Raw genomic sequence first — 19,460 nt, 5'->3', positions numbered from 1 at the left:
ATCTCCATGATCACCGGACACGTCTTCATTGCCACCAGCCTTGACGGTTTCATCGCCCGCCCCGATGGCGACATCGGCTGGCTCCTGGAGCGCGATGACCCCGCTGAAGACCATGGCTACACAGCCTTCATCGCCGACAAGGACGCGATCGTGATGGGCCGTGGCAGCTATGAAAAGATCATCACGATGGGCGAATGGGCCTACGACCGTCCGGTGGTGGTGCTATCCCGGCAACTGGCCGGCAAGCCGGTGCCCGAGGCCTTGCAAGGCAAGGTGCGATTCTCGGAGGCCACGCCCGCGGACGCGATGGCGCAACTGGAGGCGGAAGGCGTGCGGCGCGTCTACGTCGATGGCGGCCAGGTGGTGCAGTCCTTCCTTCGCGACGGATTGATCGCCGACATGGTGGTCACCACGGTGCCGGTGCTGATCGGGACAGGCAGGCCATTGTTCGGCGCGCTGCCGGGCGACGTGAGCCTGAAGCTCGAGTCGAGCCATCACTTCCCCTCGGGACTGGTGCAGTCGTCCTATCGCGTGCTGCGCTGAGCCCAGGACGGGTCGGGGCGCCCCGCGTTATGAGGCTCGAATTCCGCAGTTGCCGGGAACACCATGCTCGATCGAAATGAAACTCAAGCGGGAGCCGGAAAGGGTTGGCGCCGCCCGCCGGCCTGAATGCGTTGTGACATAAACTCTGCGGAAACCGGGCGCCGCGATGGGCGGCCCCCGTTCGCCATGACCGACCAAACCCGCCGCCGTTACGTGACTTATGCCTGCGCGCTCGGCGCCAGCGCGCTGACCGCCGCATGGCCCACCGAGACGCGCGCCCACGCGCCGCCTGCCACGCGGCGCGCATCCCGCTGGCCGCTCTACCGGCAGTTTCTGGAACGCTTCGTGCAGGCGGATGGGCGCGTCATCGACTACTCCACGCCCACGTTGCAAAGCACCTCCGAGGGCCAGTCCTACGGCATGGTGTTCGCGCTGGTCGCCGATGACCGCGATGCGTTCGACCGTCTGTGGCGCTGGAGCGTCGCCCACCTTGGCAATGGTCGCCTGGACGACAAGCTGCCGGCATGGCAGTGGGGCCGGCGCGCCGACGGCACGTGGGGCGTGCTGGACCGCAATCCGGCTGCCGATGCCGACCTGTGGTTCGCGTTCGCGCTGGCGGAGGCGGCGCGCCTGTGGCAAGCCCCTTCCTACGCTGACGCGGCACGTGCCTTGCTGCGGCGGGTGGCAGCGCAGGAGGTGGTGACATTGCCCGGCTTCGGCCCGATGCTGCTGCCCGGTCCGCAAGGGTTTATCGACGATGGCCCCGACGGCTCGCGCCGCTGGCGTCTCAATGCCAGCTATCTGCCGGTACCGCTGCTGCGCCGGCTCGCCGCCTTCGACCCGTCCGGCCCGTGGGACAAGCTGGCCGCACAGGTGGCCAGGCTGATCGGCGCGGTGTCCCATGCCGGCATCGTGCCGGACTGGTCGGCCTACCGCGTCGGGGGGCGCCGGCAGGGATTCGTGCGCGATCCGGTCAAGGGAGACGTCAGCAGCTATGACGCCGTGCGGGTCTACCTGTGGGCTGGCATGACGCCTGATCAAGACAGTACGTGGGGCGCGATCATGCAGGCGCTGCTGCCCAATGCGGCGCGCCTGGCAGGGCGTGCGGCACCGCCGGAGAAGATGTACGCCGAAAGCGGCAAGGTCGAAGGCATCGGACCGCCCGCTTTCTCCGCCGCGCTGCTGCCGTTCCTGCAGGCCGCTGGCTCGCCCGCTCTGGCCACCCAGATGGCACGTGCGCAGAAGATTGTGGGCGCACCGCCGGGGCCAGGCGGCCCGACCTACTATGACACGGTGCTGGGCCTGTTCGGGCTTGGGTTTATGGAAGGGCGCTACCGGTTCTCCGCGTCGGGCCAGCTCGACAGGTGATAGCGCAAGGCTCGCGCCTGTCGCAAGATGCACTTCGCCGCGCATCTTGTCAGACGGCTTCCGATAGTCCGCGTCCGCGTGCGCGCGCAGACTGGCCGCATCACTCCGGGGAGACCGCCATGGCCGGACAGCACCTCCACGTCGTATCCCTCGATGGGTCGGGTCACGCCGCGGCGTGGGTGCCCTGCGCGCGCGCCCGGGTCCGCTGATCCCCGCAACCACACCGGGCATTGCCATGGCAGGCCGCAAGCCCCGCGCTACCGTCGCCGCCAGGCATGGCGGCACGGCGCCCGCTGGCGGCCTCGAGCGTTACAGCAAGAAGAGGAATTTCGGCGTCACGCCCGAACCCAGCGGAAAGGCAGCGCCGCCCCGGCCGCGCCAGGAAGCGGGGCCGCTGCGGTTCGTCGTCCAGAAGCACTGGGCCAGGCGCCTGCACTACGATTTCCGGCTCGAGCTCGGCGGCGTGCTGCTCAGCTGGGCGGTGCCAAAGGGACCGTGCTACGACCCGGCCGAGAAGCGCATCGCCGTCCATGTCGAAGACCACCCGCTCGACTATGCCGGCTTCGAAGGCGAGATCCCGCCGAACCAGTATGGCGCCGGGTCGGTGATCGTCTGGGACCGCGGCACGTGGACGCCGGTGGGCGACCCGCATGACGGCATGGCCGCCGGCAAGCTGGTCTTTGACCTGCACGGCGAAAAGCTGACGGGTCGCTGGGAACTGGTGCGCATCGCCAAACCGGACGACAGGTCCGAGCAATGGATACTCTTCAAGAAGCGCGACGCCTGGGCGCGTCCGCTGGCAGAATTCGATGTCCTGGCCGCGCTGCCCGACAGCGTCATCGCCAGGCCGCTGGGCGCCGTGCCCGAGGCCTCCGGCGTCCCGGACCAGGATGATCCGGACCAAGCCATGCGGCATGCGCCGCGCGCGCCATTGCCGGCAAAGCTGCGGCCCCAGCTTGCCACGCTCTCGCCCACCCTCCCTTCCGGCACCGGCTGGATCATCGAAACCAAGTTCGACGGGTACCGGATCCTGGCAAGGATCGACGATGCCCGGGCAACGCTGTTCACCCGCAACGGGCATGACTGGACGCGCAGGCTGATCTCGCTGGCGGCGGAAATCGAGAAGCTCGATATCTCGCAGGGCTGGCTGGATGGCGAGATCGTCGTGCTGCGCGACGACATGCCGGATTTCAACGCGTTGCAGAACGCCATCGACGGGCATCGCCATGAGGCGATCGTGTACTTCGCCTTCGATCTGCCCTACTGGGAAGGCCGCGACCTGCGCGAGGTGCCGCTGATGCAGCGCCGGGCGAAGCTCGCCGCACTGGTTGCCGGCCGCTCCGAGCGGGTGCGCTTCAGCGAAGCCTTCGACGCCCCGCCTGCGCAGATGTTCCAGGCGGCATGCCGGCTCGGCCTGGAGGGCCTCATCTTCAAGCGCGCCGATTCCCCTTATGTCTCGGCTCGCACGCAGAGCTGGCTGAAGGCGAAATGCAAGCTGCGCCAGGAGTTCGTGATCGGCGGATTCTCGGACCGCGAAGGCGCCGCCGCCGAGGTGGGCAGGCTGTATCTGGGCGTCTACGCGGATGGCGCCCTGGTTTATGCGGGCGGCGTGGGCACCGGCTGGGACAGTGCCACCGCCACGGACTTGCGCAAGCGCCTGGCGGCATTGAAAGTGAAGGACAGTCCGTTTGCGACCGAGGCCCGCGGCAGCGGACGCTGGGGCGGCCGACGGCCTGCCGTGGTCCGCTGGGTCCGGCCCAAGCTGGTCGCTGAGGTGGAGTTCACCGAGTGGACACCGGACGGGCAGGTTCGCCACGCGTCATTCAAAGGGCTGCGCACGGACCACACGGTCAAGTCGATCCGGCGCGAGCCGGTGCAGACCGCGGTCACGCCGCATGGCGTTGCCGCCATCAAGGTCACCAATCCCGAGCGGGTGATCGACCGGTCCAAAGGTATTACCAAGGTGGAACTGGTGCGCTACTACGAGAGCGTCGCCGCCGTGATGCTGCCGCACCTGGCGGATCGCCCGCTCTCACTGGTGCGCGCGCCGGAGGGCATCGACGCGCCCACGTTCTTCCAGAAGCATGCCGAGACGGCCATGCCCGGCCTCACCGAGCAGCCGGTCTCGCTGTGGCCCGGCCACGCGGCCCTGCTGACCGCCGACTCGCCCGAAGCCATCGTCGCGGCCGCCCAGATGAACGTGGTGGAGTTCCACACCTGGAATTCCACCGCGCGCGATATCGACCATCCGGACCGGGTGATCTTCGACCTGGACCCCGGCGAAGGCGTGGCGTGGGAGAGCATGCTGGAAGCCGCCATGCTGGTGCGCACGCTGCTGGACGAACTGGGCCTGCAGTGCTGGCTCAAGACCAGCGGCGGCAAGGGCCTGCATGTCGTCGTGCCGCTGGCACCGCGGCGATCCTACGACGAAGTGAAGGCGTTTTCACATGCGGCGGTCAAGCACCTGGCCGCCACGCTGCCCCAGCGCTTCACCGCCCGCTCCGGCGCCGCCAACCGCAAGGGGCGCATCTTCGTGGATTACCTGCGCAACGGCTTCTCGCAGACCACCGCCGCCGCGTTCTCGGCACGTGCGCGGCCGGGCCTTGGCGTGTCCATGCCGGTGTCGTGGGAACAACTTTCCAGGCTGAAAAGCGGCGCGCAGTGGACTATCCGCGATGCGCGCGAGTACCTGAGCTTCCAGCTGGCGGACCCCTGGCAGTCGTACTGGCAGACACGCCAGACTTTGACGGAGGCCATCGAACGCTTAAGCTGAATCCAGGCGCAACCCAATGTGGAGTATCCAATGGCTGCCCGCTCGCTCGCTTCCCTGTCGCTGTCGTTTGGTCTGGTGTCGATACCGGTCAAGCTCTATACCGCCACCGAAAGCAGTTCCGCCGTGCGCTTCAACCTGCTGAGCAAGGACGGCTCGCGCGTGAGGCAGCAGTACATCTCCGAACAGACCCAGAAGGTTGTCGAGCGTGCCGACATGATCAAGGGCTACGAGTTCGAGAAAGGCCGCTTTGTCACGTTCGCGCCCGACGAGCTCAAGGCACTGGAAGAAAGCGCCAGCCATATGGTCGATATCGTCGCGTTCATACCGGAGCAAAGCGTCGATCCGCTTTTCTACGACAAGGCCTACTTCATCGCCCCCGACAAGCGTGGCGGCAAGCCCTACAGCCTGCTGCGCGAGGCCATGTCGCGGACCGGACGCTGCGCCATCGCCAAATGGGCATCCAAGGGCAAGTCCCACGTGGTCCAGATCCGCCCGGTGGAAGGCGGGCTGGTGTTCCAGCAGCTGTTGTTCGCGGATGAAGTGCGCAACATCGCCGAACTGAATATCGAAGAGGTGGCGGTGTCCGAGGCCGAGCTCAAGCTGGCGATTCAGCTGATCGAGCAGGCCTCCGAGGAAGAATACGACCCCACCCAGTACAAGGACGAGGAAAAGGCCAGGATCCTGGCCGCCATCGATGCAAAGATCGCCGGCAAGCACATCGTCGCGCCCGAGCCGGTGGAAGACGGCGCCGGCGGACAGGTGATCGACCTGATGGACGCGCTGCGCGCCAGCCTGTCGAAGAAGGGGACCGCCGCGGCCAAGGGCAAGGCTGCCGCAGCCGCCCCACCGGCCCGCAAGTCCGCCCGGCGCGGCGCGGCGGCCGAGCCCACGCCGATCCGACGGACCACTAAGAAATCAGCGTGAAGCGCGGCGGCGGGCTCAGCACGCGAGACCTCGAGGCGCGCCTGGGCGTGTCGAGGCGGCTGATCGGCAGCCTGGTCGCAGCCGGCCTGGTGCAGCCAACGCGCGGCCCGCGCGGCGAACACGTCTTTTCCTTCCAGGACGTGGTGCTGATCCGCACCGCCGACTCCTTGCACCGCGCGCATATCGGGCCCGCGCGCATCCTGCGCGCGCTGCGCCATCTCGAACGGCTCAAGCCAGACCGGCACCTGTCCGCGGTACGCATTTCGGCATGCAGCGGCAAGGTGTCGGCCCGGGACCGACACGGCGACTGGATCGTGGAAACAGGCCAGCGGCTCATGGACTTCGGCACACGAGACGACGCCGATGTCCGCGTCATGGCCTTGACCCGGGAAGCCTCAGCCTACGCCGCTGCCGACGACGCGCTTGCCGAGGGCCTCAGGCTGGAACCGACCGATGCCCGCGGCGCCGAAGCGGCTTACCGGCGCGCGGTGGTTCATTATCCAGCGATGCTGGACGCCTACCTCAACCTCGGCTGCCTGCTTGCCGACCAGCAACGGCTGGACGAAGCCATCTTGCTCTATGAATCCGCGCTGGCCGTGCTGCCGGACGAGCCCGAGCTGCACTTCAACCTGGGCGTCGCGCTGGAGGATACCGGGGCAACCCAGGCTGCCCTGGCTGCCTATGAGCGCAGCATCGAACTTGCCCCGGGCGATTCCGACGCGCACTACAACGCCGCGCGCCTGCATCAGGAGTTGGGGCATATCCAGAAGGCGCTTCGGCATTTCAACCAGTATCGGAAGCTGGATCGCTCGCGGTGAGCCTGCCCTGAACCGGGGTGAGGGGACAGCAAAGGCCGACAGATGCCGGCCATTCCCGCCCTTACAGATACTTGAACAGATTCATCCCCTGAATCTGCATAAACGACTGCTGCGCGCCCTGCAGCGCAACTTGCCGCTGGTAATACTCGGTAATCGCCTTGGCGTAGTCCAGGTCCTGCAGCCCGGACAGCGTCTGCGAATACGTCAGGTCGCGGTTGGTGCCTACGTCGTCCAGCGCATCCAGCTCGTTCATGCGCGAGCCCACCGAGGCGCGCACGGTCAGCACGTTGTCGAGCGAGTTGGAGAACTGGCGCATGGCGGTCGACAGCACGTTGCCCAGGTTGGCGCGGTCGTTATCGGCGGCGGTGGGCTGGCGCAGCGTGTCGATCACGGTCTGCAGGTTGGCGAACATGTCCGTGCCGGCCTCGCTGGCCGGCTGCATGGTCAGGGTGTCGCCAGCCTTTGGGTTGCCGGTGACGTTGAAGCTGAAGCCCGCGACGTCGACGTGTGCCGGCGAGTTGTAGATCACCGGGCCGGCGACCACCGGGGCGGGAGTGGCGCCGGTCGAGGTATCGGTGATGGTGTATTCCATCTGGCCAGCGGCATTGGCCGTGAACGACATCTGCAGCGCATGGCCGTACAGCGGGTGGCTGGGATCGGTGGTGGACACCGTGCCGAAGGTGGCCGTGCCGGTATTGGCGGGGTTGCCCTTGACCACGTAGCCGGCGCCGCCGGTAACGCTCATGAAGACTTCGCGGCCGGTGTTGCCGGCGGGCATCTGGCGGGCCACGTCGACCTGCAGCAGTTGCTGGCCGTTGTCGCCGATGTAGGTGCTGGCGCCGGCGCTCTGCGTGAATGGCGCGCTGCCGGAGCGGGTGCCGCCGAACAGGAACTGGCCGTTGCCGTCGTCGGAGTTGGCCAGGCTCAGCAACTGGTTGTACAGGCCTTCCAGCGCGGTCGCCAGCGAGCCGCGGTCGGCATCGCTCATGGTGCCGTTGCCGGCCTGCACCAGCAGGGTGTGGATGTTCTGCGTGATGGTGGTGACGGAGTCCAGCGCGTTTTCTTCCGCCGCCAGCGCGATATTGGCCTGGTTGCGGGACGTGGCGTACTGTCCGTTGACCGCCTGCGCCTGGCTGACGCCCAGCGCGCGGGTAGCGCCGACGGGATCGTCCGACGGGGTCAGGATGGAGCGGCCGGTGCCGAGCTGCTGCTGGATATGCATCAGCGCGCCCTGCTGGTAGTTCATCGAAGCCAGGCCTTGCTGGTACAGGGTGGAGCTTGCAACGCGCATATTGGGTTACCTCTTCTGACGCGAATGGGTGCGCCGCTTAGCGGCCGATGCCGATGATGGTGTCGAACAGCGTGCCGGCGGTCTGGATCACGCGCGCATTGGCCTGGTACAGCTGCTGGAAGCGCAGCATCGACACGGTTTCCTCGTCCATGTTGACGCCGGACACCGATTGCTGCGCGGTCTTGATCTGCGTGGTGATGCTGTCCTGCGACGCCGAGGCGATCTTGACCGACTTGGCGCGCGTGCCGACATCGTTGACCAGCTGCGCATAGGCTTCGCTGAAGCTGGACACGCCACCGATGGTCTTGGCGTTTTGCAGCTTGGCCAGCACCAGCATGTTGCCGTTGTCCTTGACGGCGCCGGCGTTGCTGCCCAGCGTAAAGCTGTCGCCGGCGGCGGGCGTGCCGCCGAAGCTGAAGGTCAGGCCGTTGAGCGTGAAGTCGGTGTTGCTGCCGTTGGGCACGCCCACTGGCTGCGGCGCCATGGCCACGCCGCCGACCTTGAAGATGTAGTTGGTGCCGTCGAACTCGGCGGTGATCTTGCCGGCCGGCAGCGTGAATCCGGGCGCGACCTTGCTCAGCGACGCCGTGGCGTTGCCCTTGTTGCCGGCGGTCGCGTCGATGTAGGCCGGCGATGCCGCCGCGATCTTCGCCGGGTCATTGATCGCCATGTCGAAGCCGGTGGCGGCGTTGCGCGTGGGCTGCACCGTGAACGAATCGTTGGTGCCCATCGCCGCATTGATCTCGACGGTAAAGCCATCGGCGCTGAACTGCAGCGGATAGGTGGCGCCACCGGCGGGCACGGGCGTGACCACCTGCTGGTTGTCGGACAGGCGCGTCAGCGTGTAGTTGGTGCCGTCGAAATGGAGCTTGTAGTCGCTGGTGGTCAGCGCCGAAGCATTGTCGATGGTGGCGGTGGCGACCGTGGTCTTGACGGTGTTGTTGGCGTTGGGGAGGGTGGTGGCGCCGCCCAGCTTGAACATGTCGGTGCCGGCGGCGCCGTTCAGGTCGATGCCGAGCTGGTGCTGCGCATTGAAGCTCGCGCCGATCGCCAGCGACAGGCGGCCAATCGCGCTTTGCGCCGGGTCCAGGGTTTCGGTGCGGAACTGCAGCAGGCCGCCCAGCGAGCCGCCGGTGAGCGCACCCGGCTCGCTCTCGATCACGGTGCCGGTGGGCAGCGTGTAGGCCACCACGGTGCGGTTGGGGTCGGCGACCGAGGCCACGGCCTTCAGCTCATAGGCGTCATTGCCCATCACCAGCGGCTGGCCGTTGCCGACGAAGACGTTGTAGGTGCCGCTGTCCTGCACCACCACCTTGGCGCCGACCAGCTTGGTCAGCTCGGCCACGGCCTGGTCGCGCTGGTCGAGCAGGTCGTTGGGCGGCTGGCCGCCCGAGGCTGCCTTCAGGCGCGTGATCTCCTGGTTCAGGTTGGCGATCTGCTTGGTATAGGCGTTGACCTGCGTGACGGCGGTGCCCACCTGTTCGTTGACGCCGGCCTGCAGCTGCTTGAAGTAGTTGCTGGCCGAGCGCACCTGGCCCACCAGCGCCTGGCCCGCCGACAGCATGCCCTGGCGCGCGGCCGGATCGGCAGGTGTGTCGGCCACGGCCTGCACCGCGGCGAAGAACTTCTGCATCAGCGGCGCCAGGCCACCCTTCTGGTCGGCCAGCAAGTTGTCGATCTGGCTGATCTGGTCCGAGTACATCGCGAGCGAGGCGCTGGCCGAGGTGGCGCCGCGCAGCTGGCCGGTCAGGAACTCGTCATAGACGCGGATCACCGTGGTGGTGTTCGAGCCGAAGCCGTAGAAGCCCTGGCTGGTGTACTGGCCGCCGGCGGACGCGACGATGGTGTTCTGGCGCGAGTAGCCTTCGGTTGCCGAGTTGGCAAAGTTGTGGCCCGTCGTCGTCAGCGCGTTCTGCGCGGTGTTCAGGCCGGAGAGGCCAATACTGAAGAGAGACATGGTGCTCTGGTCCGGGATTGGTGGGACTGCCGCGGTGTGGGGCGGCGGGGTGGTATTTGGGAGTTATCGGCTCGGTGGGGGCGGGACTTTAGTTATGGCAGTAGTCTTCGCTGGGCCCCGCCTGTTTGCTCCCCTCTCCCGCTTGCGGGAGAGGGGCCGGGGGAGAGGGCAGGCGGTGGCAATGACGACGGGCGTCACTTCGTTGATGCTCTTGCCCTCTCCCCCACCCCTCTCCCGCAGGCGGGCGAGGGGAGCCTGGTTCGTGCGGTGTCGGCTGCGGTTAGCCGCCGTATTGCAACTGAAGCCCCGCGTCTTACGCCGCCACCTTCTTCATGATCTTCACCAGCTTGTGCCCGTACGACGGATCCGTGGCATACCCTGCGCGCTGCAAACCATGCGCCGCGTCCTCCGCGTTCGCCGCGCTGACCACGCCCGCATAGCGCGGGTTGCTCGTCAGCAGGCGCGCATAGTCGGCGCAGGCTTCGTCGTACGAGCCATAGGCGCGGAACTTCGCGCGCACCTTCTGCGGCTGGCCGTCGATGTATTCGGTGGTGGTGATTTCCGCAACGCGGCCCTTCCAGCTGGGGCCGGCCTTGATGCCGAACACGTTGAACGTAGTCGAGCCGTCGGCGTGCGTGATCTCGCGCTGGCCCCAGCCGGATTCCAGCGCGGCCTGCCCGACGATCAGGCGTGCCGGCACGCCGCTGGCGCGGGACGCGGCTTCCGCCGGGCCGGCCATGCGGGCGACGAAGGCGCTCACGTGGGCCGGTGCATCGTCGGGCAGCCGGCCGAGCCGGTCTTCGCCCTGGCCGCGGTCCGCATAGGACTGCGGCTGGTACTGGCGCAGGCCGGCGGTGGGATTCCATTGCTGGCCCGCGACGATGGTGCCGATGGCGGGCAGGTCGGCCTGCTCCGCCGCGTCGGCTGACATGGCGCCGGCGCCGCGGCTGTCGAGCAGCCGGGCCATCTCGGCATCGGCGGCATTGCCGGCCTCGGCCGGCGTCAGCGCGTTCATGCCAGACGGCATCGCGGTGCCCGTGGCGCGCGCCAGCTGGCGCACCATCACGTCGGCCAGGCCGATGCCGCGCGACGACATCTGCTGCGCCAGCTGCTGGTCCATCATCGACAGGTAGAGCTTGCTCTGCTCGTTGTCGAACAGGCCGTCCTGCGGCGTGGCGTCGCGCATGCTCTTGAGCACCATCTGCGTGAACACCGCCTCGAACTGCTTGGCGACGGCGTGCAGCGTATTGGCGTCGGCGCCACCGCGCGCGCTGTGCTTGAGGGCTTCGAAGCCTTGCGTGTCCAGCGCGAAGCGCTGGGTCAGGTCGGCGCCCGCCGCGGGCAGTGCGCCACCGTTGATGCCGCCGTTCATGCTCAGATCACTTCCAGCTCGGCGCGCAGCGCACCCGCCGCACGCATCGCTTCCAGGATGGTCTGCAGGTCGGCCGGGGTCGCGCCCAGCGCGTTAAGCCCCTTGACCACCGCGGCCAGCGAGGCGCCCGCCTTGACGATCTGCAGCGAGCCGCCCTGCTGCCGCATGTCGATCTGCGACACCGGCGCCACCACGGTCTGGCCGTCGCTGAACGGCGCGGGCTGGCTGATCACCGGTTGCGTGTTGATCACCACCGACAGGTTGCCGTGCGCCACCGCGCAGTCTTCCACGGTCACGGCCTGGTTCATCACGATGGAGCCGGTGCGGGCGTTCAGGATCACCTTGGCCGCGGCCTTCGCCGGCGTCACGTCGATATTCTCGATGCGGGCCAGGAAGCCCACGCGCGCCGCCGGCGATGCCGGCGCGCGCACCTGCACCACGCGCCCGTCGAGCGCCGCGGCCACGCCGCCGCCCATGTTGCGGTTGATGGCTTCGACCACGCGCTCGGCGGTGCCGAAATCCGTGTCCTTCAGCTCCAGGTTGAGCACGCCGCCATCGGGCTGGAACGGCGCAACCGCGCGTTCGACGATGGCGCCGTTGGCGATGCGCCCCACCGCCAGCTGGTTGATCTGCACCTTGCTGCCGTTGGCCGAAGCGCCCGCGCCGCCCACCAGCATGTTGCCCTGGGCGATCGCGTAGACCTGGCCGTCGGCGCCCTTGAGCGGCGTCATCAGCAGCGTGCCGCCGCGCAGGCTCTTGGCATTGCCCATCGACGACACCACCACGTCCAGCTGGCTGCCGGGCTGCGCGAACGCCGGCAGCGTAGCCGTGACCATGACCGCCGCCACGTTCTTCAGCTGCATGTTCTTGCCGGCGGGCAGCGTGATCCCCAGCTGCGAGAGCATGTTGGTCAGGCTCTGCGTGGTGAACGGCGTCTGCATGGTCTGGTCGCCGGTGTTATCCAGCCCCACCACCAGGCCGTAGCCGACCAGCGGGTTGTCGCGCACGCCCTGGAAGGTGGCCAGGTTCTTCAGGCGCTCGGCCTTGGCACCGGTGGCGAAGGCGCCGAAGGCCACGCCCAGCGCCAGGCTGACCATGGTCAGCCGCAGCAGGCGGGACAGGAAACGAGCGAGCATCTGGGCAGACATGGCGCGGTCAGAACGGAGAAACATTGAGGAAGAAGCGCTGCAGCCAGCCCATGTTCTGCGCTTCGTCGATCACGCCCTTGGCGGTGTATTCGATGCGCGCATCGGCGACCTGCGTCGACAGCACGGCGTTGTCGCCGGTGATGGTGCGGGGATTGACCACCCCCGAGAAACGGATGAACTCGGCGCCCTGGTTGATCGCCATCTGCTTTTCGCCGGAGACCACCAGGTTGCCGTTGGCCAGCACTTCCAGCACGGTCACGGTGATGGTGCCGTTGAAGGTATTGGCCGCGCTGGCGCCGCCGCTGGCCTTCATGGTGTTGGCGCCGTTGATGTTGGCGTTCTGGCTGGTGCCGAACAGGCCGCCCAGCGCGCGCGGCACCGAGTCGAACGCCAGCGCGGCGTTGCCGGTGCGACTGGTGTTGGTGCCCGAGTTCTTGCTGGCGTTGACGTTCTCGGTGATCAGGATGGTCAGGATATCGCCCACGTTGCGCGGGCGGCGGTCCTCGAACAGCGGATTGCCGGCGTACGACGACTGGAAGATCGAGCCCGAGGCCGGGCCTATCGGGCGCGGCTCGGCGCGCGCCGTGGTCGGCATCTGCACCAGCGGCTCGCGCGGCATCAGCGCGCAGCCGCTGGCGGCCAGCATTGCCACGCCGGCCAGGCAAACCAGCGCACGCGCGCCCAGGCGGGAAAGCAAGTTGGCCATGTTCATAACAGTCAACCCAGTTGCGCCAGGCGCTGCAGCATCTGGTCGGAGGCCTGCACCGCCTTGCTGTTGATCTCGTACGCGCGCTGCGTCTGGATCATGCTGACCAGTTCCTCGACCACGTTCACGTTGGACGCCTCGACATAGTTCTGCTGCACCACGCCCGCGCCGTTCAGGCCCGGCACGGTGGTGTTGGGCGCGCCCGAGGCGTCGGTCTGCACGTACAGGTTCTCGCCCATGCTTTCCAGGCCGGCCGGGTTCATGAAGGTGGCCAGCTGCAGCTGCCCGACCTGCACATTGGCGCTGGAGCCCGGCTGCGTCACCGACACCGTGCCGTCGCGGCCGATGGTCATCGACAGCGTGTTGGCCGGGATGGTGATGGCCGGCTGGATCACGAAGCCGCTGGACGTAACCAGCTGGCCGTTCTGGTCCACCTGGAACGAGCCGTCGCGGGTATAGGCGGTGGTGCCGTCGGGCAGCGCCACCTGGAAGAAGCCCTGGCCCAGGATGGCGACGTCCTTGGCATTGCCGGTCTGCTGCGGATTGCCCTGGGTGTGGATGCGCTCGGTCGCCACCGGGCGCACGCCGGTGCCCAGCTGCATGCCCGAGGGCAGCGTGGTCTGGTCTGACGACAGCGCGCCGGGCTGGCGGATGGTCTGGTACATCAGTTCCTCGAACACCGCGCGCCCGCGCTTGAAGCCGTTGGTCGACACGTTGGCCAGGTTGTTCGAGATCACGTCCATCTGCGTCTGCTGCGCATCGAGGCCGGTCTTGGCAATCCAGAGAGAGCGGATCATGTGGGTCCTTGCGTAGGTGCTGGGAGGCCGGCACGGTGACGCCGTGCCGGCCGGTCATTCGGTTCAGTTGGTCGAGAGCAGCTGGTTGGCGCGCTGCTCGTTGCCGTCGGCGCCCTGGATCATCTTCATCTGCATCTCGAAGCGGCGCGCGTTGGCGATCATCTCGACCATGGCTTCGGTCGGGTTGACGTTGCTGCCTTCCAGCGCGCCGGAGATCACGCGCACGGTGGGATCGGCCTCGAGCGGCTGCGCGCCGGGACGCAGGCGGAACAGGCCGTCATCGCTGCGGGCAATGGCATCGTTGGGCGGATTGACCACACGCAGCCGGCCCACCTGCGCCAGGCCGGCCGAGGCTTCGCCCGGGCCGCGCGCGGTGATGGTGCCGTCGGTGCCGATGGTCACCTGCGAGCCGGGCGGCACCGCCAGCGGACCACCGTCGCCCATCACCGGCAGGCCGGAGATGGTCTGCACCTGGCCGTCCTGCGCCACCTGCAGCGCGCCGGCACGGGTATAAGCCTCGCTGCCGTCCGGCGCCTGCACCACCAGCCAGCCATTGCCCTGCAGCGCCACGTCGAGCGCGCGGCCGGTGTAGGTCAGCGGGCCGGCGCGCATGTCGGCGCCCGGCGTGGACGCCAGCGTGAAGGCGCGCGTGCCGGCCTCCGGCCCGACCACCGGCACCGCGCGGTACAGGTTGACCTGGGCGCGGAAGGCCGGCGTCGAAACGTTGGCGAGGTTGTTCGATACCGCCGCTTGCTGGTCGAGTATCTGCTTGGCGCCCGACAGGGCGGTGTAGATCATGCGGTCCATGGCGGCGGCTCAGATCAGCGTGGCGGTCACAGGTTGACCAGGGTCTGCATGACCGTGTCCTGCGCCTTGATGGTCTGCGCGTTGGCCTGGTAGTTGCGCTGGGCCACGATCAGGTTCACCAGCTGGCCGGACAGGTCCACGTTGGAAGCTTCCACCGCGTTCGAGCGCAGCGTGCCCAGGCTGCCGCCGGCCACGCCGAGCAGCGGCTGGCCGGACGAGCCGGTGGCGGACCACACGTTGTCGCCCTCCGGCTTCAGGCCTTCGACGTTGCCGAACGCGGCCATCACGATCTGGCCCAGCGGCTTGGTCTGCTCGTTGGAATAGTTGCCGGTGATGGTGCCGTCGCCATTCACCGAGAAGCCCAGCAGGCTGCCCGAGGTATAGCCGTTCTGGCTGAGTTGCTTGACGTCGTTGTCGGCGCCAAACTGGGTGGTGCCGCTCAGGTCCAGCTTCATCGCCATGGCCTGCGCGCCGTTGACGGCCGGCTGGGTCAGCGTCACGGCGCCGGCAGCGGGCGATTGCAGCGCACCCGCGTTGTCGAACGCCAGCGTGACCGGCGCGCCGCCGACCGCGTTGCCGTTGACGTCGGTCACGTACATCTGCCAGTCGGTGCCGCCCGCCACGGTGGGATGGACCGGGGCCACGGCCGAATCCGCCACCTTGGCGAAGTACGCCATCAGCTGCTGCTTGTTGCCCAGCGAGTCATAGACGTTGATCGCAGTGCTGTAGTTGAACATGTTGCTGGTCGGCGGCGAGCCGGCCGAGCTGGCAAAGGCCTGAGTCGGCACCGTGGCGCGCGAATCGAGCTGGAACTTGGCGGTGATGCTGCTGGTGGCGCGCGGCTCCATCTGCGCGTTGCTGATCACCAGCGGCTGCGGCTGCACGCCGGCGCCGCCGGCCACGCCCGCCGGATAGCCGGTCACCTGCAGGCCCTGCATATTGGTGATGCGGCCGTCTTCCTGGCGCTGGAACTGGCCGTTGCGCGAGTAGTAGACCGCGCCTTCCGGGCTGGTCAGGCGGAAGAAGCCGTTGCCGTTGGTGATGGCCACGTCCAGGGACCGGCCCGAGGCCTCGATATTGCCCTGGTTGAACGACTGCACCACCGAGTTCACGCGCACGCCCAGGCCGATCTTGGTGCCCGCGTAGACGTCGGCGAACTGCGCGGCCGATTGCTTGTAGCCAACCGTGTTGGCGTTGGCGATGTTGTTGCCGATCACGTCCAGGTTGGACGCGGCGGCGTTCAGGCCGCTTACCCCTTGACCGAAACCCATGATTGCTTCCTTTTATCTAGGCTATGGTTGAAGCCGGTTGGCGCCCCCGCGCTGCCGGCACCTGCGTATTACAGAATGCGGCGCACGTCGTCGACATTGGCGGTCTGGCCATCGCCCAGGTCCACCAGCACGCCGCTGGCGTCGCCGCTGATGCTCTCGACCTTGCCGTACACCAGCGCCACCGGCTGCACCGAGGTGCCGTTGGCGGTGGCGGTCACCTTGAAGGTGTAGTCGCCGTCGGCCACGGCCACGCCGGCGTTGTTCTTGCCGTCCCACGCAATGTTGTGCACGCCCGCGGTCTGGCCCTTCATGTCGATGGTGCGGACCACGTTGCCGTCCTTGTCGAGCACGTCGACGGTGACCGCATCCGCGGTCGACGGCAGGTCCACGCCGATCTTGCCCGGCACGCCGCCTTCCACCGCGACCTGCTTGCCCGGCACCATCACGGTACGGCCGATCAGCGCGGCCGAATCCATCGCGCGGCTGGCGCTGACTTGCCCCAGCAGCTGCGACAGCGTCGCGTTCATGGTCTGCATGCCGCTGACCGTGCTGATCTGCGCCAGCTGCGAGGTCAGCTGCGCGTTGTCCATCGGGTTGAGCGGGTCCTGGTTGTTCATCTGCGTGACGAGCATGGTCAGGAAGTTGTTCTGGAGCTCGGACGCGCTGGCGCTGCCGCTCTTGAGCGCGTCGTTGATGCCTTGCGTGTTGCTGCCTACCGGTGGGGTGGTGGTCATGTCAGTTGCTTGTGTGCGAGGTGCGGATGGAGCCGTTGCCGTGATGGGCCGGGGCGTTTTACTGGCCGATCGTCAGCGTCTTGAGCATCATGTTCTTGGCGGTGTTGAGCACTTCCACATTGGCCTGGTAGGAACGCGAGGCCGAGATCATGTTGACCATCTCCTCCACCGGGTTGACGTTGGGCATCACCACATAGCCCTGCGCATTGGCCATCGGATGCGTGGGGTTGTGCACCATGCGCGGGGGCGACGGATCCTCGCTCACGCCTTGCACCTGCACGCCGCCGATATCGGTCTGTCCCGGCGTGGGCGCCATGCCGAATACCACCTGCTTGGCGCGGTAGGCCTGCCCGTCCGGACTGACCACGCTGTCGGCGTTGGCCAGGTTGGACGCGGTCACGTTCATGCGCTGCGACTGCGCGGCCATGGCCGAGCCCGCGACGTCGAAGATGTTCATTGCCGGCATGGGTTCGCTCCCCGGTTACTGCTGGATCGCGGCCAGCATGGTCTTGATCTTGGAATTCATCACCGTCAGGCCGGACTCGAAGTGCACGGCGTTGTCGGCGAAGGCCACGCGTTCGGTGTCCATTTCCACGGTGTTGCCGTCCACGCTGGACTGCAGCGGAATGCGGTAGGCCAGGTCGAATTCCTCGCGCCCCGGCGCCTGCGCGGGCAGGTGGCGCACCGACGTGGTCGACAGCGACATGCCCTCGTTGCGGTGGCCGCGCTCGACGGTCTGCGCCAGCGTGCTCGAGAAATCAAAGTCGCGCGCCTTGTAGCCGGGCGTGTCCGCGTGCGCGATGTTCGAGGCAATCACCGACTGCCGCTGGTTGCGCAGGCTCAGCGCTTCCTGCTGGAAACGTAGCGCCGCATCAAGTCTGTCAATCATCTGGCATCTCCCCTGCTGGGCAAGCGCTCCCGCAATCGGAGCGCACGTAGCTTCTTCAGGGTTGGCATCTTAGGCGGGGAGCTGTCACGCCAATCGGATGAATAAGGACGGGAAATCCGCGCATTTCGGCCCGCCCGCGCGCGAGGCGCTGCCTACAATGGGCTCCGATGACAGATGTATACGGCTCGCGCAGCCAGTCACGGGGCCGTGCGCCGTCCTTGCCGGGAAGTCCAGATGAAACCGAATTGCCGCAACGCCCGCCGCCTGGCGCGCGCCCTGCTGGTCGCCTGCGCGGCGATCCCTGCTGCCGCCGGCGCCGCGCCGGCGCAGGTCGCGCCAGTGGCCATGCAGTCGCCGGCCGCGCACGGTGCCGGCAACCCCGCCCACGCCGCGGCCAGCCCGTTCACCGAAGACCCCGCGCGCGTGGCGGTCGAGCGCTTCCTGCAGCAGCAGGCCGCCGGCCTGCCGGGCAAGGTCAGCGTGCAGGTGGCGCCGCCGTCAGGCGGGCGCGCGCCCGAATGCATCGCGCCGGACCCGTTCCTGCCCGCCGGCGCTTCGCCGTGGGGTCGCGTCTCGGTAGGCGTGCGCTGCGGTGGCGAGCGGCCCTGGGTGCGCTACATGCAGGCACGCGTGTCGGTGCTGACTGACTATTACGTGGCCGCGCGCGCGCTGGGCGCGGGCGAGCCGGTCGGCCAGGCCGATGTCGAAATCCGCCAGGGCGACCTTGGCGCGCTGCCGCGCGCGGTGATTACCGACCCGGCGCAGCTTGCCGGTGCCGTCACCGCCAACCGCATCGCCGCCGGCTCGCCGCTGCGCACCGACCTGCTGCGCAAGGCCATCGCCGTGCGCCAGGGCCAGACCGTCACCGTGGCGGTCGAGGGCGCGGCCTTCCAGATCACCAGCGAAGGCAAGGTGCTGGCCGACGCCGCCACCGGCAATACCGTGCAGGTACGGCTGCGCAACGGCCAGGTGGTCAATGGCCTGGTGCGCAGCGGCGACACCGTCGTGCTGCAGTGACCGTGCAGCAGGTGCCGTAATCGTGGCTGAATTGACTGGAATCCCGGGGCAGGCGGCGTGCGAAAATGCCGCCGCAGCCGCCGTGCAGCGAATCGGCGCCAGGCGCCCTAAAGAATTCGCCGGCGCGTCCGTAATGCCATAGGAAACCAGCAAGGATCGCCCCGTGAAGATCAACCACTCCACCTCGTCCCGCCCGGCCGACGCCGCCGCTGGCGACGCCGCCCGGCCCCAGGCCGCCCCGGCCGCCGCCGACGCGGCCGCGCCGTCCGCCGGCCTGAGCGTCAGCCCGCTGGCCGCCCAGGTGCGCGACATCAGCGCCCGCCTGGCCCAGCCGGCTGACGACGATATCGATACCGCCAAGGTCGAAGAGATCCGCCAGGCCATCGCCGAAGGCCGGATCCGCATCGACCCGGGCAAGATTGCCGACGGCCTGCTCGCCACCCTGCGCGAGCTCGGCCAGGCCGACGCCAAATAGCCATCATGAGCCAGAGCCTGATCCAGTCCCTGCAGCGCGAAACCGAAGGCATCCAGGCCTTCGGCCAACTCCTCGCCGAAGAGCGCGACGCCCTCAGGCGGGGCGACTTCCAGTCCCTGAGCGGACTGCTGACGCGCAAGGTCGAACTGGGCCAGGCTTTGTCCCGCCAGCTCAAGGCCCGCGAAGCCCAGATGGGCGCGCTGGGGCTTCGCGCCGGCCCGGAAGGCCAACTGCTAGGCCGCCAGGTCGATCCGGCCGTGGCCGACGCCTGGCGCCGCCTGATCTTCGCCGCCCGCACCGCGCGTGACGCCAATGCGCTCAACGGGGCGGTGGTGGACGCCCATCTCGACTTTACCCGTGAAGCCATCCAGGCGCTGCGCCAGCATAGTGGCGGGGATGCGGGGTTGTATGGGAAGGATGGGAAGGCGGCGGCGGGGGTGGGTGGGGTTAGTCTGGCGGCTGGGTAAGCGTTAGAACGACTCAAGAAGCAAATGCCACTGTCATTCCCGCGAAGGCGGGAATCCAGCGTCTTTGAAGTGTACTTTCGAGAGACAAAAAGACACTGGGTCC

Annotated in this window: 19 protein-coding genes; 8 read left to right on the top strand and 11 right to left on the bottom strand. The window is 67.9% G+C overall.

The annotated features are described in order from the left end of the window. The first annotated feature begins 6 nt into the window (after positions 1–6). From RALTA_RS17185 to RALTA_RS17165, 5 genes are all read left to right on the top strand, one after another. A complete protein-coding gene (locus RALTA_RS17185) occupies positions 7–543 on the top strand; it encodes a dihydrofolate reductase family protein (protein ID WP_012355144.1) in 537 nt (178 codons plus the stop codon). A gap of 186 nt (positions 544–729) precedes the next feature. Then, complete coding sequence (bcsZ, locus tag RALTA_RS17180; RefSeq protein WP_012355143.1) at positions 730–1,911, top strand: cellulose synthase complex periplasmic endoglucanase BcsZ; 1,182 nt, start codon at positions 730–732, stop codon at positions 1,909–1,911. 235 nt (positions 1,912–2,146) lie between these two features. Continuing rightward, complete coding sequence (gene ligD / locus RALTA_RS17175; RefSeq protein WP_012355142.1) at positions 2,147–4,684, top strand: DNA ligase D; 2,538 nt, start codon at positions 2,147–2,149, stop codon at positions 4,682–4,684. Positions 4,685–4,714: 30 nt separating this feature from the next. Further along, positions 4,715–5,608 (top strand): non-homologous end joining protein Ku, encoded by an 894-nt coding sequence (gene ku, locus RALTA_RS17170; protein WP_012355141.1) that lies wholly within the window; start codon positions 4,715–4,717, stop codon positions 5,606–5,608. After that, positions 5,605–6,426: a tetratricopeptide repeat protein gene (locus RALTA_RS17165; RefSeq protein WP_012355140.1), complete on the top strand. Its 822-nt coding sequence runs from the start codon at positions 5,605–5,607 to the stop codon at positions 6,424–6,426. Before ku ends, RALTA_RS17165 begins: the two co-directional genes overlap by 4 nt. 61 nt (positions 6,427–6,487) lie before the next feature. On the opposite strand, the gene flgL is transcribed toward RALTA_RS17165, so the two are convergent. From flgL to flgB, 11 genes are all read right to left on the bottom strand, one after another. Beyond that, positions 6,488–7,717 (bottom strand): flagellar hook-associated protein FlgL, encoded by a 1,230-nt coding sequence (gene flgL, locus RALTA_RS17160; RefSeq protein ID WP_012355139.1) that lies wholly within the window; start codon positions 7,715–7,717, stop codon positions 6,488–6,490. Between the two features lie 37 nt (positions 7,718–7,754). Next, positions 7,755–9,674: a flagellar hook-associated protein FlgK gene (flgK, locus tag RALTA_RS17155; protein ID WP_012355138.1), complete on the bottom strand. Its 1,920-nt coding sequence runs from the start codon at positions 9,672–9,674 to the stop codon at positions 7,755–7,757. Positions 9,675–9,987: 313 nt separating this feature from the next. After that, on the bottom strand, positions 9,988–11,046 hold the full coding sequence (gene flgJ, locus RALTA_RS17150) for a flagellar assembly peptidoglycan hydrolase FlgJ (protein WP_012355137.1): 1,059 nt from the start codon (positions 11,044–11,046) through the stop codon (positions 9,988–9,990). Positions 11,047–11,048: 2 nt separating this feature from the next. Beyond that, positions 11,049–12,194 (bottom strand): flagellar basal body P-ring protein FlgI, encoded by a 1,146-nt coding sequence (locus RALTA_RS17145; protein ID WP_012355136.1) that lies wholly within the window; start codon positions 12,192–12,194, stop codon positions 11,049–11,051. A 7-nt stretch (positions 12,195–12,201) separates the two neighbouring features. Continuing rightward, positions 12,202–12,900: a flagellar basal body L-ring protein FlgH gene (flgH, locus tag RALTA_RS17140; protein WP_041232688.1), complete on the bottom strand. Its 699-nt coding sequence runs from the start codon at positions 12,898–12,900 to the stop codon at positions 12,202–12,204. An 11-nt stretch (positions 12,901–12,911) separates the two neighbouring features. Then, positions 12,912–13,697: a flagellar basal-body rod protein FlgG gene (flgG, locus tag RALTA_RS17135; RefSeq protein ID WP_012355134.1), complete on the bottom strand. Its 786-nt coding sequence runs from the start codon at positions 13,695–13,697 to the stop codon at positions 12,912–12,914. Between the two features lie 63 nt (positions 13,698–13,760). After that, positions 13,761–14,504: a flagellar basal-body rod protein FlgF gene (flgF, locus tag RALTA_RS17130; RefSeq protein ID WP_012355133.1), complete on the bottom strand. Its 744-nt coding sequence runs from the start codon at positions 14,502–14,504 to the stop codon at positions 13,761–13,763. A gap of 26 nt (positions 14,505–14,530) precedes the next feature. Then, on the bottom strand, positions 14,531–15,775 hold the full coding sequence (gene flgE / locus RALTA_RS17125; protein WP_012355132.1) for a flagellar hook protein FlgE: 1,245 nt from the start codon (positions 15,773–15,775) through the stop codon (positions 14,531–14,533). Positions 15,776–15,843: 68 nt separating this feature from the next. After that, on the bottom strand, positions 15,844–16,509 hold the full coding sequence (gene flgD, locus RALTA_RS17120) for a flagellar hook assembly protein FlgD (RefSeq protein ID WP_012355131.1): 666 nt from the start codon (positions 16,507–16,509) through the stop codon (positions 15,844–15,846). A gap of 58 nt (positions 16,510–16,567) precedes the next feature. Further along, positions 16,568–16,975, bottom strand: coding sequence for a flagellar basal body rod protein FlgC (gene flgC, locus RALTA_RS17115; protein WP_018006607.1), 408 nt, complete (start codon positions 16,973–16,975; stop codon positions 16,568–16,570). 15 nt (positions 16,976–16,990) lie between these two features. Next, the gene (gene flgB, locus RALTA_RS17110; RefSeq protein ID WP_012355129.1) at positions 16,991–17,398 is read right to left on the bottom strand and encodes a flagellar basal body rod protein FlgB; all 408 of its coding nucleotides are present in this window, start codon (positions 17,396–17,398) and stop codon (positions 16,991–16,993) included. A 234-nt stretch (positions 17,399–17,632) separates the two neighbouring features. Between flgB and flgA the strand changes: the two genes are divergently transcribed. The 3 genes from flgA to RALTA_RS17095 all read left to right on the top strand — a co-directional run bounded on the left by flgA (position 17,633) and on the right by RALTA_RS17095 (position 19,357). Then, complete coding sequence (gene flgA, locus RALTA_RS17105) at positions 17,633–18,415, top strand: flagellar basal body P-ring formation chaperone FlgA (protein ID WP_012355128.1); 783 nt, start codon at positions 17,633–17,635, stop codon at positions 18,413–18,415. A 163-nt stretch (positions 18,416–18,578) separates the two neighbouring features. Next, positions 18,579–18,890, top strand: coding sequence for a flagellar biosynthesis anti-sigma factor FlgM (gene flgM, locus RALTA_RS17100; RefSeq protein ID WP_012355127.1), 312 nt, complete (start codon positions 18,579–18,581; stop codon positions 18,888–18,890). A gap of 5 nt (positions 18,891–18,895) precedes the next feature. Next, positions 18,896–19,357 (top strand): flagellar protein FlgN, encoded by a 462-nt coding sequence (locus RALTA_RS17095; RefSeq protein WP_012355126.1) that lies wholly within the window; start codon positions 18,896–18,898, stop codon positions 19,355–19,357. Positions 19,358–19,460: the final 103 nt, after the last annotated feature.

The organism is Cupriavidus taiwanensis LMG 19424, from assembly GCF_000069785.1.
Lineage (GTDB): Bacteria > Pseudomonadota > Gammaproteobacteria > Burkholderiales > Burkholderiaceae > Cupriavidus > Cupriavidus taiwanensis.
The sequence above is the reverse complement of the archived record's forward strand: the minus strand, read 5'-3'. Positions and strand labels throughout refer to the sequence as shown.

Coding starts and splice junctions, on each gene's coding strand:
- flgC (WP_018006607.1), bottom strand. CDS start 16,975: ATGCCGGCAATGAACATCTTCGACGTCGCGGGCTCGGCCATGGCCGCG.
- flgF (WP_012355133.1), bottom strand. CDS start 14,504: ATGGACCGCATGATCTACACCGCCCTGTCGGGCGCCAAGCAGATACTC.
- flgE (WP_012355132.1), bottom strand. CDS start 15,775: ATGGGTTTCGGTCAAGGGGTAAGCGGCCTGAACGCCGCCGCGTCCAAC.
- flgJ (WP_012355137.1), bottom strand. CDS start 11,046: ATGAACGGCGGCATCAACGGTGGCGCACTGCCCGCGGCGGGCGCCGAC.
- ku (WP_012355141.1), top strand. CDS start 4,715: ATGGCTGCCCGCTCGCTCGCTTCCCTGTCGCTGTCGTTTGGTCTGGTG.
- RALTA_RS17145 (WP_012355136.1), bottom strand. CDS start 12,194: ATGTCTGCCCAGATGCTCGCTCGTTTCCTGTCCCGCCTGCTGCGGCTG.
- RALTA_RS17185 (WP_012355144.1), top strand. CDS start 7: ATGATCACCGGACACGTCTTCATTGCCACCAGCCTTGACGGTTTCATC.
- flgA (WP_012355128.1), top strand. CDS start 17,633: ATGAAACCGAATTGCCGCAACGCCCGCCGCCTGGCGCGCGCCCTGCTG.
- RALTA_RS17095 (WP_012355126.1), top strand. CDS start 18,896: ATGAGCCAGAGCCTGATCCAGTCCCTGCAGCGCGAAACCGAAGGCATC.
- flgL (WP_012355139.1), bottom strand. CDS start 7,717: ATGCGCGTTGCAAGCTCCACCCTGTACCAGCAAGGCCTGGCTTCGATG.
- flgD (WP_012355131.1), bottom strand. CDS start 16,509: ATGACCACCACCCCACCGGTAGGCAGCAACACGCAAGGCATCAACGAC.
- flgH (WP_041232688.1), bottom strand. CDS start 12,900: ATGGCCAACTTGCTTTCCCGCCTGGGCGCGCGTGCGCTGGTTTGCCTG.
- flgK (WP_012355138.1), bottom strand. CDS start 9,674: ATGTCTCTCTTCAGTATTGGCCTCTCCGGCCTGAACACCGCGCAGAAC.
- ligD (WP_012355142.1), top strand. CDS start 2,147: ATGGCAGGCCGCAAGCCCCGCGCTACCGTCGCCGCCAGGCATGGCGGC.
- flgG (WP_012355134.1), bottom strand. CDS start 13,697: ATGATCCGCTCTCTCTGGATTGCCAAGACCGGCCTCGATGCGCAGCAG.
- bcsZ (WP_012355143.1), top strand. CDS start 730: ATGACCGACCAAACCCGCCGCCGTTACGTGACTTATGCCTGCGCGCTC.
- flgB (WP_012355129.1), bottom strand. CDS start 17,398: ATGATTGACAGACTTGATGCGGCGCTACGTTTCCAGCAGGAAGCGCTG.